At 43.8% G+C, this 14,695-nt stretch carries 11 protein-coding genes; all 11 read right to left on the bottom strand.

Annotation, left to right across the window (positions count from 1 at the left end; genetic code table 11):
- Positions 1 to 165: 165 nt before the first annotated feature.
- A complete protein-coding gene (locus I6H64_RS02030) occupies positions 166 to 1,101 on the bottom strand; it encodes a DHH family phosphoesterase (RefSeq protein WP_008841158.1) in 936 nt (311 codons plus the stop codon).
- Between the two features lie 80 nt (positions 1,102 to 1,181).
- Positions 1,182 to 2,306, bottom strand: coding sequence for a DNA polymerase IV (dinB, locus tag I6H64_RS02025; RefSeq protein ID WP_005917615.1), 1,125 nt, complete (start codon positions 2,304 to 2,306; stop codon positions 1,182 to 1,184).
- Between the two features lie 21 nt (positions 2,307 to 2,327).
- Complete coding sequence (zwf, locus tag I6H64_RS02020; RefSeq protein ID WP_008841156.1) at positions 2,328 to 3,815, bottom strand: glucose-6-phosphate dehydrogenase; 1,488 nt, start codon at positions 3,813 to 3,815, stop codon at positions 2,328 to 2,330.
- A 230-nt stretch (positions 3,816 to 4,045) separates the two neighbouring features.
- Positions 4,046 to 4,420 (bottom strand): preprotein translocase subunit YajC, encoded by a 375-nt coding sequence (gene yajC / locus I6H64_RS02015; protein WP_005917621.1) that lies wholly within the window; start codon positions 4,418 to 4,420, stop codon positions 4,046 to 4,048.
- A gap of 64 nt (positions 4,421 to 4,484) precedes the next feature.
- Positions 4,485 to 5,627 carry a tRNA guanosine(34) transglycosylase Tgt gene (gene tgt, locus I6H64_RS02010; RefSeq protein ID WP_005917623.1) on the bottom strand — a complete coding sequence of 381 codons (1,143 nt, stop codon included), beginning with the start codon at positions 5,625 to 5,627 and terminating at the stop codon, positions 4,485 to 4,487.
- 19 nt (positions 5,628 to 5,646) lie between these two features.
- Entirely contained in the window at positions 5,647 to 6,681 is a 1,035-nt protein-coding gene (gene queA / locus I6H64_RS02005; protein WP_002832077.1) for a tRNA preQ1(34) S-adenosylmethionine ribosyltransferase-isomerase QueA, read from the bottom strand.
- Between the two features lie 12 nt (positions 6,682 to 6,693).
- Positions 6,694 to 7,707: a Holliday junction branch migration DNA helicase RuvB gene (ruvB, locus tag I6H64_RS02000; RefSeq protein WP_002832078.1), complete on the bottom strand. Its 1,014-nt coding sequence runs from the start codon at positions 7,705 to 7,707 to the stop codon at positions 6,694 to 6,696.
- Between the two features lie 10 nt (positions 7,708 to 7,717).
- Positions 7,718 to 8,305: a Holliday junction branch migration protein RuvA gene (gene ruvA / locus I6H64_RS01995; protein WP_005917625.1), complete on the bottom strand. Its 588-nt coding sequence runs from the start codon at positions 8,303 to 8,305 to the stop codon at positions 7,718 to 7,720.
- 45 nt (positions 8,306 to 8,350) lie between these two features.
- Complete coding sequence (gene mutL / locus I6H64_RS01990; RefSeq protein WP_008841155.1) at positions 8,351 to 10,279, bottom strand: DNA mismatch repair endonuclease MutL; 1,929 nt, start codon at positions 10,277 to 10,279, stop codon at positions 8,351 to 8,353.
- A gap of 11 nt (positions 10,280 to 10,290) precedes the next feature.
- On the bottom strand, positions 10,291 to 12,975 hold the full coding sequence (gene mutS / locus I6H64_RS01985; RefSeq protein WP_008841154.1) for a DNA mismatch repair protein MutS: 2,685 nt from the start codon (positions 12,973 to 12,975) through the stop codon (positions 10,291 to 10,293).
- 124 nt (positions 12,976 to 13,099) lie between these two features.
- The gene (gene rny / locus I6H64_RS01980; RefSeq protein WP_002832083.1) at positions 13,100 to 14,659 is read right to left on the bottom strand and encodes a ribonuclease Y; all 1,560 of its coding nucleotides are present in this window, start codon (positions 14,657 to 14,659) and stop codon (positions 13,100 to 13,102) included.
- Positions 14,660 to 14,695: the final 36 nt, after the last annotated feature.

Raw genomic sequence — 14,695 nt, 5'->3', positions numbered from 1 at the left:
TAACGTAAAATCGGCCATCATGCCTGAATCTGGCATAACAGCCGATTTTGAATTAAGCCAAACTAATTTGTGGCATACGTTCTGGTCTTACTAAAGTTCACAAACCCAAAATGTATTTTTGGCGTTCACCGAAGATATCCGAGTTTTCTACCGCTTTACAAACTTTTAAACTAATTCTTCTAATTCTTTAACGATTTGAGCAACCTCATCACGATCCGCCGCCTTTGCGCCACTGGCGAGCGGGTGGCCGCCTCCGTGGTGCCGCTTAGCTAATTCGTTGATGACCGGACCCTTCGAACGTAACCGCACCCGGAAGGAGTGGTCATCTTGTTCAACAAAGATTGCCCAGCATTTAACTTGCGCAATGTGTCCAGGTAACGGCACAATTCCCGCCGTTCCGGCGTCTTTCAAGTCGAATTTTTCCAAGATTTCCTTGGTTAGTACTAAGTGGGCCGCCCCTTGTTCACTAATCGTGAGATGGTCATAAAGGTAGGCTGACAAATGGGCAACCGAAACCGGAATTTCGTCCAGGATTTGGTTAACTTTGACCATGTCAAAACCGGTCGTCATTAAGCCAGCCACCACTTCATGAGTGTGGGCGCTCGTTGCTGAATACATAAAGCGTCCCGTATCACCCACAATTCCGGCATATAGATCACTAGCAGCATCTTGGGGCAATACTAGCTCTGCCTTAAACTGATTGTAAAAATCATAAACTAGCTCCGAGCTACTGGAAGCAGCTTCCTTCACCCACATTAAGTCCCCAAAAGGTTCGTCATTAGGATGGTGGTCAATTTTGATTAAATAGGCTCCTTGATCGAACCGCCGATCATCGATTCGGGGAGCATTCGCCGTATCGATGACAATTACCAAAGCGTCATCGAAAAAATCATTGTCAACGTCGTCCATTTGCCCTAGCCAGCTTAATCCATCAATCTGTTTTCCCACGACCTTGATTTGTTTGTGGGGAAAGGATGCTTGCAAAATCTTTGCTAGCCCAACCTGTGACCCGATTGCATCCGGATCCGGACGTTGGTGTCGATGAATCACAATCCGGTTGTACTTTTTAATTTGTGCTAAAATTTTTTCCTGTGTATCCATTTTTAACCTCATTCACTATATCTCAACTAAGCCGCCCCCGGCTCAGTCTGTTTACTCGCGTGTTTAAGCATACCATAAAATCAGTCCTCATGCTTAAACAGCGGTAAAGAAACTTCTTGGAAACTCTGATCAGAAAGGTTGGTAATGGTGATTCCCAGCAAACGAATCCCACGCGAAAAATCAGCAATCTCGTCAAAAATCTGCTTAGCATAAAAGTAGTAAGTCTCACTATCGGTTGGTAAAAATTCCGGACGAGTGATTCGCTTAGTAAGAGTCTCAAAATCACTATACCGTAACTTTAAGACTAACGTTTTACCATGCTTTTGTCGCTTGGTAACCGCTTGAGCTAGTTTCTTGGCAATTAAGCGAAGCCGTTGGTCGACTTCGTTTTCCGTCACCAACGGTTTGCCGTAGGTTTCTTCTTTACCGATTGATTTTCGTTCGCGCTGGTAAGCAACCGGACGGTCGTCTTGCCCCCGTACTCGTCGATAGAGTGTATACCCAAATTTACCAAAATGGTGAATCAAGTCGTTTTCGCTTAGTTTTAATAAATCCGCGCCTTTAAACACACCCAATTCGTGCATTTTAGGGATCGTCTTCTTGCCGACTCCCCGAAACTGTTCAATAGGCATTTCTTTTAAAAATGCTCCGACGTCATCTTTTTCAATAATTGCCACCCCGACTGGCTTAGCATATTCAGACGCCATTTTTGCCAAAAATTTATTATAAGAAATTCCGGTAGAACAGGTCAGCTGAGTATGGTTAAAAATTCGCTTTTGAATTTCATGGGCAATCAGTACCGCATCTTGCATCCCCTTCTTATCATCGGTTACGTCAAGGTAAGCTTCATCGAGGGCAACCGTTTCAATTTTATCGGTAAATTCGTGAAAAATATGGTGAATTTGGTCCGACACCGCCCGATATTTTTCAAAATCAGGAGTTTTAAAAACCGCTTGGGGACATAGTTCTAACGCTTTAGCAGCTGGCATTGCAGAATGAACTCCTGACTGACGGGCAACGTAATTAGCCGTTGCCACCACCCCGTGACCGCCAGTCTTTCGGGGATCGCGGGCCACCACTAGCGGTTTAATACGAAGTTCTGGATGATCACGCATTTCAATTGAAGCGTAGAAAGCGTCCATGTCAACATGAATAATTTTTCGAGAATCATCAATTATTAGCGGCGTTGACACCTGGTTTGCCAAAACGGTCACCTCCCACCTTGGCTATTTTTGGGGGTTAAAAATCCATTGCCGGCCGTCCCGAACTAATAAGTCATCCGCAGCCTGGGGGCCCATGCTGCCACTTGCGTAATTAGGGAAATCAGGAGTTTCAGCATCCCAAACCTGACGAATAACGTCCACGATTTGCCAAGCTTTACGAACTTCGTGCCAGTGGGCAAAGTTAGTTTTATTACCCATTAAGGCGTCCCGAATTAAACTTTCGTATGCGTCCGGGGTTTTAGCCTTTTCTGAAGCTGACTTCCGGTAGCGTAAGTGCACTGGTGAAAGTTGGTAACCTTGATTACCCTTCTTAGTATTGAATTGCAGCGTAAATCCTTGGTCAGGTTCAATATGCAAGGTCAACACGTTGGTTTCTAGTTTTTGGTTAGGGTCGCTATTGAAAATATTCTGGTCGTCATTTTTAAAGACCACGTTAATTTGCGTTGACTTCTTTGCCAACCGCTTCCCCGTCCGTACGTAAATTGGCACCCCATCTAAAGAAGGATTGTGGGTAATTAATTTTCCAGCTACAAAGGTTTCAATGCTAGAATCATCCGCCGTTCCTTCTTCTTCACGGTAGGCTAATTGGGTATGTGCAACATCTTCACCATATTGACCACGGACAAAGTTCTGCGCAGCTTCTTCCTTACTGTACGTTTGGATATTTTCTAATGCTTCAATTTTCTTGTCTTGCAAATGTTTGGAATCAAATACTTCCGGCCGTTCCATCGTTAATAACGACACGATTTGCATGATATGGTTTTGCAACATATCCCGCATTGCTCCAGCCGTTTCGTAATAACCAGCGCGTTCTTCAACCCCCAGTGATTCTGCTAAAGTGATTTGAATGTTGTCAATATGCTCCTTATTCCATAACGAGTTAAATAAGGCATTTCCAAAGCGAAGTCCCGCAATTGATTGAATCGGTTCCTTACCTAGGTAGTGGTCAATCCGAAAAATTTGTTCTTCGTCAAACGACCCAGAAATTGAATCATTGAGTTCCTTTGCACTTTGATAATCTCGCCCAAACGGCTTTTCAATAATTAACCGGTTAAAACCTGATCCTTCAGTCAAGAGTTTTTGGTCCTTTAGATGGCCCGCAATTGTGCCAAAGAAACGGGGTGCCATCGCTAAATAAAAAATCCGGTTTCCGTTTAATTGATACTTTTCGTCTAATTGATCAGCGAGATCACGCAAAGCTACGTAATGTTCTGCATCATCAACATTGTGAGATTGATAATAAAAATGGCTAGCAAATTTACGAGGCAGTTCACTATTCGTCCGCCCCGCGTCTCGACCCGAATCCTCAATCGCACTCATGACTACTTCATGATAATGATCATTTGACCACGGCCGGCGAGCAGTTCCGATTACGGCAAAGTTTTCTTTTAAATACCCTTTTTCGTATAGATTAAAAAGTGCCGGGTATAGCTTGCGGTAAGCTAAGTCCCCTGTACCACCAAAAATAATAAATAATGCCTTTTGCTCCATTTTTGACTCCTCACTTTCAGTCTTCAATGTTTTATATTATGAATCAGTTTGCCTCACCGAACAAGTAAAAACATTCCGCTGCATGCAAAACATTGTCCGCTTGCCCAACTATTAATTAACTAAGGACTTCTTGGCCCCGACGTCTTGCTAATAAAGCGCTCGTGAATATTATTAGACTATAAAAAGCTAGGATTCCACCCACTTAACGAGCGCTCCTAGCTTTTAAAAAACTACTTTTCTTCCGTAGTTGAATCAGATTTTTCATCATCAGTTGTATCTGCATTAGTTGGCTCAGTTGTTGATGCTGGGGCAACGTTTTGCTTCTTTTCAACTCGCATGATTGCCATTCGGTCAAATACCAAATAAATCCCGTCACAATCTAACGTAACCGTCTTAGCTTCGTTGTCGATCGAATCAACCACGCCGTGCAAACGACCAATTGTAACTACTTCATCACCAACGTTTAATTGGTTCATCATTTCTTGGCGCTTTTGTTGTTGCTTACGTTGTGGACGAATCATCATGAAATACATTAAACCGAAGATCAAGATGAAGAAAACAATCGTACTCATCCCAAAACCACCATTTGCGGCTGCTAATAACATTTTTTCACCTCGCTAATTCATTTATATTAACTGTACCAAAAATATACCTACTAAACCAGTGGTGTTAGAAATTCTTACTATTTTCTTTGCCGTAACCGTACTCGTCAAAGAAGTTTTGCCGGAACTCTAGTAAATTATCATCCATAATTGCTTGCCGAACGTCCTTCATTAAATGTACTAAGAAGTAAACGTTATGAATACTGGTTAGCCGGAGCCCAAAAGTTTCGTCCGTCTTTAAGAGGTGGCGCACGTACGCGCGGGTGAAGTTCCGGCAAGTGTAGCAGTGACACTGCTCATCAATTGGGGTAAAGTCTCGCGCATACTTCGCATTTTTAACTACCAGTCGTCCGTGACTGGTCATGCAGGTTCCGTTCCGGGCAATTCGAGTTGGTAATACGCAATCAAACATATCCACTCCCCGAATTACTCCATCAATCAATGCGTCGGGCGATCCCACTCCCATTAAGTAACGCGGTTTATTTTCGGGAATTAATGGAGTGGTAAATTCAAGCACCCGGTTCATTTCTGCTTTGGATTCTCCAACCGAAAGCCCCCCAATTGAGTATCCAGGGAAATCCATGCTAACTAAATCATGGGCGCTTTGGCGACGTAAATCTTCAAAGCCAGCTCCCTGAATAATTCCAAACAATCCTTGGGTATCAGGATTACGATGAGCCTTTAATCCCCGTTCAGCCCAACGACTTGTGCGAGCTACCGAATGTTTGACATAGTCGTAACTTTCAAAAAATGGCGGGCATTCATCCAGACTCATCATAATGTCAGGGCCTAAATCATTTTCAATTTGAATGGCCTTTTCGGGTGACAAGAACATCTTCGCACCGTTAATTTCGTTTCGAAAATGGACCCCCTCTTCGGTGATGTCGCGCAGCTTCGCTAGTGAAAATACCTGGAAGCCGCCCGAATCTGTCAAAATCCCCTTGTGCCAGTTCATAAATTGATGCAGGCCCCCCGCCTCTTTGACGATGTCTTCACCAGGGCGGACCCAGAGGTGGTAAGTGTTTGACAAGATAATATCCGCACCCAAGTCTTCTAGTTCCTCAGGTGACATTGCTTTAACGGTTGCTTGCGTTCCTACCGGCATAAAGATTGGTGTAGGAAAAGTGCCGTGTGGGGTAATAATCTCTCCCAGTCGGGCACCGGTATGCTTATCCTTTTTAATTAGTCGGTATTTGATTGCAGGTTCCACAGTATTCTCCATTCGTTATTTATTTAATAAACATCGCGTCGCCAAAACTAAAGAAGCGATACTTTTCTTCAACAGCATGCTTATACGCGTTTAAAATCGTTTCACGACCAGTAAATGCGGCAACTAACATTACTAAAGTTGACTTTGGGAGATGGAAATTAGTGATGAAGGCGTCGACCACTTTCCATTCGTAACCTGGTTTAATGAAAATATCGGTCCAACCGCTATCTGGCTTAATTTCACCATTAAATTTAGTACCAATCGTTTCCAAAGTCCGAATTGATGTCGTTCCAGTAGCAATAATTCGACCACCGTTCTTCCGGACTTCGTTTAAAGTAGCGGCTGATTCCTCAGATAACCGGTAAAATTCACTATGCATCTTATGATCTTCAATATTTTCTTCATCAACCGGCCGGAAAGTTCCTAACCCAACGTGCAAGGTTAGATAAACCAGCTTAACGCCCTTATCTTGAACTTTTTGAAGCAGTTCCTTAGTCCAGTGCAGTCCTGCGGTAGGTGCTGCAGCTGAACCCGGTTCCTTTGAGTAAACCGTTTGGTAACGCTCTGGGTCATCTAACTTTTCTTTAATGTATGGTGGTAATGGCATTTCTCCAAGTTTTTCTAAAATCTCCATAAAAATGCCATCGTATTCAAATTCAATTTCACGTCCGCCATGGTCAAGTTCCTTTTTAACGGTCGCCGTTAAACTGCCATCTCCGAACGTAATCTTGGTACCTACTTTGGCACGTCGCGCTGGTTTTACCAACGTTTCCCAACGGTCACCTTCAATATTGTGCAGCAGTAAAACTTCGAGGTGGCCGCCAGTTTCTTCCTTGACCCCGTAAATCCGTGCTGGCATGACCCGGGAATCGTTCATTACGATCGCGTCTCCTGGATTAAGCTGATCAACAATGTCGTAAAAATGTTTATCCGCCATTTCGCCAGTTTTATGGTCTAATACCAGCATCCGGGAAGCGTCCCGCTTTTTAATCGGAGTTTGGGCAATTAATTCGTGTGGTAAATCATAGTTAAAGTCTTCGGTTGTTAATGTCATTTTTTCCATTCCTCATTTATTCATATATAAATTTTCTAATCCTAAATGAGCGTATGCGCGCTCAGTAACCATCCGGCCGCGAGGGGTCCGCTTTAGAAAGCCAATTTGCAATAAATATGGCTCATACATTTCCGAAATTGTATCCGGCTCTTCACCAATGTTAGCGGCAATGGTGGTTAATCCCACCGGCCCCCCACCGTATAGTTCAATCATCGTGGTGAGAACCTTTTTATCGGTTTGATCCAACCCCCGATCGTCCACCTGAAGCAACTTCAAGGAGGTTTGGACTAACGTGCGGTCGATATGGGCATCATTCTCCACTTCCGCAAAATCACGGACCCGTTTTAAGAGACGGTTTGAAATTCGGGGAGTTCCCCGTGAGCGACGGGCAATTTCGTGAGCTCCCTGATCGTCAATGTTTGTTTTAAAAATTTCCGCCGATCGTTTGACAATGTTCGCTAAATCATCTTCGGTATAGTAGTTCATGTGCTCTACAATCCCGAAGCGATCCCGCAGCGGCGCCGAAAGCAATCCGGCTCGGGTAGTTGCCCCAATCAACGTAAACGGTGGCAGAGGAAAGTGGATCGGATGTGCCGTAGGTCCTTGTCCGACCACGATGTCAACAAAGAAATCTTCCATTGCCGAATAAAGCATCTCTTCGACTACTTTAGGAAGCCGGTGAATTTCGTCAATAAATAAAATATCACCCGGTTGTAATTCGTTCAAGAGGGCCACTAAATCACCCGGCTTTTCAATTGCGGGACCACTGGTTGTTCGAATCTGGACTGCCATTTCATTTGCGATTACCATTGCTAAAGTGGTCTTCCCTAATCCCGGTGGTCCATACAACAGTACGTGGTCCAACGCTTCTTCACGTTTCTTTGCCGCTTCAATGTATACGGACAGTTCATGCTTAATTTGGGCTTGACCAATGTACTGTCTTAGGTTCTGGGGGCGTAACGATTGCTCGTTAGCCTCTTCTTGGGCTCCCTGAACGGCCGAAGACGTAATTCGTTCATCATCCATTAATCACACGCTATCCTTTCATTAACAATTTTAATCCTGCACTGATGTATTGGTCCGTAGTTTGATTGTTAAGCTCATCTAACTTAGGCGTAATCTTTTTTAGCTCGCGTTCTGAATACCCTAAAGCTGCTAAGGCTTCGATCGCTTCATCTAACGTATTGTTAGTAGTAGTCGGCATTTCAAATAATGGGCCACTAGGTTCGTTGCTCGTAATTTTGCCCTTCAGATCCAAAATAATTTGCTTAGCCGCTTTGGGACCAATTTTAGGAAATTTTTTCAAGTAGTTAACGTCATCGCTGTTAACCGCCCGAATAAAGCCCTGGTGATCATCGTTAGCCAAAATTGCCAGCGCACTCTTAGGTCCAATTCCCTTAACCTTGAGCAGGTTCAAAAAGAGCTCTTTGTCCGCGTATTTTTTAAATCCGTACAACGTGTTTTCAGTCTCTGAAACCGCCTGATGCACGTAAACCTTTTGCTTTTCATCTGCTTTAAAGCTATATGGGTTAGCTACGTTAACCAAGTAGCCGACCCCGTTCACGTCAATTACGATGTAGGCGGGATTGATATCCACGACGACACCATTTAAATATTCATACATCTTTTAATCCCCATTTCAAAACGTTTGTTCGTATTAATAATTGTATCATAAGTCTTCGTCAATTAAGTTTGTATTATGGGGATCTTGGATCCGCTTGAACATCTTTTCCATATCCGTAGTGGAGAAATGTACGAGCACCGGCCGGCCGTGAGGACAGTTAAACGGATTTTCCACCTTCGCCAAATCCTTCAACAACTGTTTAGCTTGTAAATCGTCTAAATGGTGGTTAGCCTTAATCGCCCGTTTACAACTCATCATAATTGCGGTTGCTTCCCGAAACTTAGCTACCGTCATGTTTCGGTCGTTCAAAACGTAATCCACCATTTCTTTAACGGTATCTTCCTCCTGTCCCTTCTTAAACCACGTCGGGTGGTGACGGACAATAAACGTATTTCGGCCGAACTCTTCAAGGTATAACCCACACGCTTCTAAGACCGATTGCTTTTCCTTGATGCGTAACGTGTCGGTTGTCGAATAATCTAGATAAATTGGCACTAATAAATCTTGCTGGTCATCGCTAACTTGCCCAATTTGAACCCGATAATATTCGTAATTGATTCGTTCTTGGGCGGCGTGTTGATCAATAATGTATAAACCGTCGTCCGCTTCCGCAAACAAGTAGGTTCCATGCATCTGCCCAATGTACGTTAAAGCAGGAAAACGACTTGTGCTAGGAGTTTTCTCTTCACCTTCCGTGTTCTCATTTTTAGTAACGGGCGTAGTTGAATCGGCATATTTTTCTTTAAATTCTGCAATCCGATCCGACTGCAAGTCTTGCCGCGTGCTAATGATAATTGGCTTAGTAGCCGCAACGGAGGGGTGCAATGCTGCTGCGGAATCATCCCCTTCCACAGCAGCTGATTCAGTAGGCGTGTCCTTACCCTTACCAAACGAACCCGAAAGTACAGTTTCAGTTAAGTCTAGTTGCTCACCAGCTGGCTTAGAAATTCGTTTTTTCTTCAGGTTATCTACAGCATCCGGAATCAAATTTTGGTCCGCTAACCGGTCAAAAATTGTTTTACTAATTAATTCCGTTAAGGCATTTTCTTCACTAATCCGAACCTCCAGCTTGGAGGGGTGCACGTTCACATCCACCAATAGCGGGTCAGTTTGAATATTGATTACCGCCACCGGATAGCGTCCCACCATTAGCTTTGAGCCGTAACCTTCAATAATTGCTTTACTGATATGGAAATTTTTAATGTACCGTCCGTTAACTAAAATAGTAATGTAGCTGCGGTTAGCTCGGGTAAATTCCGGCAAACTAACGTATCCGTCAATGCGAAAATCGACGCTTTCTCCGTGGATATCTAACATTTTTTGGGCGTTATGGGTGCCGTAAATATTGGCTAATACTTGTTGGACGTTGCCCTGCCCGGACGTTCGCATCAATTGCCGTTCGTCGTTTTGTAAGGAAAACGCAATCTCGGGATAGCTCAAAGCAATCCGGTTAATAATATCGGTAATCTTTGATAGTTCCGTTGCCAAGGACTTTAGGTACTTTAACCGGGCGGGCGTGTTGAAAAATAAGTCACTGACCGTAATATCGGTTCCCTGTCGACTTTGGGCCTCCCGATGCTCGATTAGTTCTCCGCCCCGGTAATGCACGAATTGACCGGGCCCTTCGGCTGTGGAAGACGTCATTTTAACATCCGCAATTGATGCGATACTGGGTAACGCTTCGCCTCGAAAACCGAGGGTCCCCACCCGAAACAGGTCGGCACGCGAAGTTATTTTACTAGTTGCATGCCGTTTAAAGGCCGTCTCTACTTGACTACCCTCAATCCCGCTTCCGTTGTCAATCACCCGGATCATTTTTAATCCTGATTCAGCTAAGAGAATATCGATGCGGCTGCTTCCCGCATCGATTGCATTTTCTACTAGTTCCTTAACCACCGAAGCCGGTCGTTCAACTACTTCTCCTGCAGCAATCTGGTCGGCTAAAATATCGCTTAACTCTTGGATTTTTGCCATTTATCCGCACCTCATTTTCGTAGCTTCTTTTGCCACTTATACAATTGATTCATAACTTCCATCGGGGTCATATCCATTAAATTTAGGTTAGTTAGCTGTTCTACTACTTGCGTTTGTAACTGGTTCGTTTTCTTTTGCGCTGGAGTGGTGTCAAAGAGCGCCATTTGTTCTTCTACAGCCTCCCGCGAAGAGCTTGTTACTGTACTTTCCTCCGCGCCGGATTGGTCAGCTGGTTGCGTCTCCGCAGCCTGAGAAGCGGTGGAAACTGGTTGTTGTGTTTCACTTGCAGTTAGCTTTGCAGCATCACCTTGGTTTTCGTTTTCTAACTGTTCTAGAATTACGGATGCCCTTGCCAACAATGAATCCGGCATCCCCGCTAACTTAGCAACGTGAATTCCGTATGACTTGTCTGCGGGGCCATCTTCCATCTTATGCAAGAAAACTAAATTGCCATCCTGTTCTACCGCACCGACGTGCACGTTTTTCAACCGTGTCAGCGTCTGGTCAAGTGCCGTCAACTCGTGGTAATGGGTCGAAAACAGGGTCTTAGCATGCACATTTTGATGAATAAATTCAATAATTGATTGTGCTAACGCCATTCCATCATAGGTTGCGGTCCCCCGACCAATTTCATCAAAGAGAATCAAGCTGTTTGCAGTTCCGTCCTTTAACGCCCGGTTAGCTTCCTGCATTTCAACCATGAAGGTACTCTGACCAGAAATTAAATCATCAGCAGCTCCGATGCGGGTGAAAATTTGGTCAAAAATTGGTAACGTAGCTTCCTCAGCTGGAACAAAACACCCCATCTGCGCCATAATGACGGTTAACGCAAGCTGGCGCATGTAAGTACTCTTACCAGACATATTTGGCCCGGTAATTAGTAAAATTTCCGTATCCTGATTCATTAAAATATCGTTAGGGACGTAACTTTGATGCCCCATTACCTTTTCAACCACCGGATGACGGCCGGCTTTGATTTCAATTTCATGGGATTCCGTCATGGTTGGTTTAACGAATTGGTATTCTTCGCTAACTACCGCAAAACTTTGTAAAACGTCTAATTCCGCAACCTGCTTAGCAAGGTTTTGAAGGCGTTCAATTTGCTCTTTAATCGTTTCTCGAATCTTTTTGAACAACTCGTACTCTAAATCCGTCGACTTTTGTTCGGCTTCTAGGATGATTCGTTCCTTTTCCTTGAGCTCGGGAGTAATGAACCGTTCGGCATTCGTTAAGGTTTGCTTACGCTCGTAACGTCCTTCCGGTACGCTAGCTAAATTAGCCCGCGTGACTTCAATGTAGTAGCCAAACACTTTGTTGTAGCCAATTTTAAGGTTTTTAATTCCGGTTGCTTGGCGTTCTTGGGCTTGTAAGTCAGCAATCCATTTTTTACCGTTCCGCATGGCGTCCCGATACTCGTCTAACTTGGGATTATAGCCATCTTTAATAACGTTACCTTCCGTAACGGAAATCGGGGCATCTTCGTCAATGGCCGCTTCAATCAAGTCCGCAATTTCGCTAACCGGATCTAACCGCGTAAGGGCCTCGTCGAAAACGGGGTCGTCCAATTCCGCTAGTACGTGCCGAATTTTAGGAATTTGCAATAGCGAGGTTTTTAATTGAATTAAGTCCCGACCATTCACGTTTCCAAAGGCGACCCGGCCAGCTAGTCGCTCCAGATCGTAAACTTTAGTTAACTCTTCTTGCAGATTACTTCGTTCAAAAAAGTGTTCTAATAAAACCTGCACGCGACTTTGCCGAGCATTGATAGCGTCCTTACGAATTAACGGACGGTCCAGCCACTGTTTTAATAACCGCCCTCCCATTGCCGTTTTCGTTTCATCTAACAACCATAATAGCGTTCCTTGTTTTTTCCCCGTTCGAATTAAGCGAGTTAACTCGAGGTTATACTTTGACGCATGGTCCATTCGTAAGTAAAACGATGGTTCGTACGCAATTGCTTTTTGCATATGCGCCAGATTGCGCTTTTGGGTAACTTGAACGTACATTAATAGTTGTTTAACCACTTGCACGGCAATTGGGGACGTCAAATCTTGAATTAAATAACTTAATTCTGCCGAGATTTCGACGTCATTTTGTTGCGAAACTAAAATGTTTAATTCTTTAAAACGTTCCCCAAAGTGCTCCACAAAATACTGGTCCGCAACAATTTCACGGGTCCGTAATCCTACAGCCTCGTTGACCACGCTCTCAATATCGTCCAAAATTGCGACCTTCAATTCACCGGTTGACAGGTCCGTGTACGCAAACCCGTACTTTTTAGTTGCAGCGTCAAAACTCACTGCCGTTAAATAGTTATTTTCCTTAGCGTCTTCCGCCTTTTGATCCGTAGTGGTACCTGGGGTAACTAGTTGGATTACTTCCCGTTTCACCATTCCTTTGGCGGCCTTAGGGTCTTCCATCTGCTCACAAATTGCCACTTTATACCCTTGGTCAACTAAAATGTCGATGTAATTTTGGGCGGCATGATGCGGCACTCCGCACATTGGAATGGGGTCGTCCGCATTTTTCGACCTTGCCGTAAGCGTCAATTCTAGCAATTGTGAACCCTTAATAGCGTCGTCGTAAAACAACTCGTAAAAATCCCCGATCCGGTAAAATAAAAAAGCATCCGGATACTGGTTTTTAATTTCCATATATTGACGCATCATTGGCGTATCACTTGTCTTTTGTGGCATTTTGCATTCCTTCCGACTCTTAATTTTTCAGTTAATTACAAATACGTAAAAAATTAGTTTAACAATGGCTATTCTATCATATGCACCATATAAAAAAAGAGCGGGTCCACAATGGCCCAACTCCTTACTTTGCAAAATCAACGGCGCGAACTTCTCGAACAATTGTTACTTTAATTTTGCCTGCATATTCTAATTGTTTCTCAATTGCTTTACGAATTTGATGCGTTAACATAACCGCTTTTAAGTCGTTAATCTTGGTTGGCTTAACGATTACCCGCACCTCGCGTCCGGCTTGAATTGCATAACTCTTTTTCACTCCATCAAATTGGTTAGCAATTTGCTCTAACTTTTCTAACCGATGGATATAGCTCTGTAATGTATCGCTACGTGCTCCCGGACGAGCTGCTGAAATTGAATCCGCAGCCGCCACTAACACGGAAATAACATGATTTGCTTCGTTATTGTTTCGGTGAGACGCAATCGCGTCAACGACGACCGCGCTTTCTTTGTACTTCTTCGCCAATTCCACACCTAATTCAACGTGCGAAGTGTCGGTCTCATGTTGGACCGCTTTCCCAATATCGTGTAATAATCCTGCGCGTTTTGCTACAGTAACATCTTCACCCAACTCAGCAGCTAACACTCCTGCCAAATTAGCAACCTCAATAGAATGGTTTAATACATTTTGACCATAACTCGTCCGATATCTTAATTGCCCAATTAACTTAATCAATTCAGGATTCATTGAATGAATACCAAGCTCAAATACTGCTTGCTCACCGGTCTTGCGAATGGTGTCATCCAATTCTTTCTTAGCCTTTTCCACCATCTCTTCAATCCGAGCAGGATGGATCCGGCCATCTTGAATCAGTTTTTCCAAAGCAATGTGTGCAATTTCACGACGAATCGGGTCAAAACTACTCAAAACGACCGCTTCCGGAGTATCATCAATAATTAAGTCAACTCCCGTGACGTTTTCAAAGTTACGGATATTCCGGCCTTCACGCCCGATAATTCGTCCCTTCATATCGTCATTTGGTAGCGAAACCACCGTAATGGTGGTCTCGGATGCCATATCTGCAGCACTTCTTTGAATCGCTTGCGCAATTACCTTCCGAGCTGTTTCATCAGCTTGGTTTTGAGCATCTTCTAAACTTTCTTTGATAATCAAAGCCCGTTCTTTTTCAAGTTTGGCTTTCACTTCCGAAATAATTAAACTTTTGGCATCTTCTTGAGTTAAATTTGAAACTCGCTCAAGCTCTTGTTGTCGTTCCTCAACGAGTGATGATGCTTTTTGTTGTTGTTCATCAATTAGCTTTTGATCTGCAGCTAGTTTCTGCTCTTTACGTTCTAGGCTGTTTTCGCGCTTTTCAAAGGAACTATCCTTACGATCAAGGACGTCTTCTCTTTGAAGAAGTCGGTCTTCTTGCTTTTGCAATTCCGCCCGACGTTCCTTAAGCTCTTTTTCAACCTGCGCACGATAACGATGACTTTCATCTTTTGCTTCCAAAAGCTTTTCCCGACGTTCGGTTTCCGCTTGTTGTCGCGCATTTTCAATAATTAGATCAGCTGAATTACTAGCATCTGCAGTTTGCTTTTCAATGAACCGCTTGTGCATGATGTATCCTGCACAATAGCCAACAACTATAGCGATGATTGCGAGGATAATATAATAAATTACCATCTTTGCCTCCAAATCATCAAGACCATAGTTATAATC

The organism is Pediococcus acidilactici, from assembly GCF_016127815.1.
GTDB lineage: Bacteria > Bacillota > Bacilli > Lactobacillales > Lactobacillaceae > Pediococcus > Pediococcus acidilactici.
This window is presented reverse-complemented; position numbering and strand designations above follow the sequence as displayed.

Excerpts from the sequence above, each read along its gene's own strand:
- I6H64_RS02030 (WP_008841158.1), bottom strand. The coding sequence starts at position 1,101 with ATGGATACACAGGAAAAAATTTTAGCACAAATTAAAAAGTACAACCGG.
- zwf (WP_008841156.1), bottom strand. The coding sequence starts at position 3,815 with ATGGAGCAAAAGGCATTATTTATTATTTTTGGTGGTACAGGGGACTTA.
- yajC (WP_005917621.1), bottom strand. The coding sequence starts at position 4,420 with ATGTTATTAGCAGCCGCAAATGGTGGTTTTGGGATGAGTACGATTGTT.
- queA (WP_002832077.1), bottom strand. The coding sequence starts at position 6,681 with ATGACATTAACAACCGAAGACTTTAACTATGATTTACCACACGAATTA.
- ruvB (WP_002832078.1), bottom strand. The coding sequence starts at position 7,707 with ATGGATGATGAACGAATTACGTCTTCGGCCGTTCAGGGAGCCCAAGAA.
- ruvA (WP_005917625.1), bottom strand. The coding sequence starts at position 8,305 with ATGTATGAATATTTAAATGGTGTCGTCGTGGATATCAATCCCGCCTAC.
- mutL (WP_008841155.1), bottom strand. The coding sequence starts at position 10,279 with ATGGCAAAAATCCAAGAGTTAAGCGATATTTTAGCCGACCAGATTGCT.
- mutS (WP_008841154.1), bottom strand. The coding sequence starts at position 12,975 with ATGCCACAAAAGACAAGTGATACGCCAATGATGCGTCAATATATGGAA.
- rny (WP_002832083.1), bottom strand. The coding sequence starts at position 14,659 with ATGGTAATTTATTATATTATCCTCGCAATCATCGCTATAGTTGTTGGC.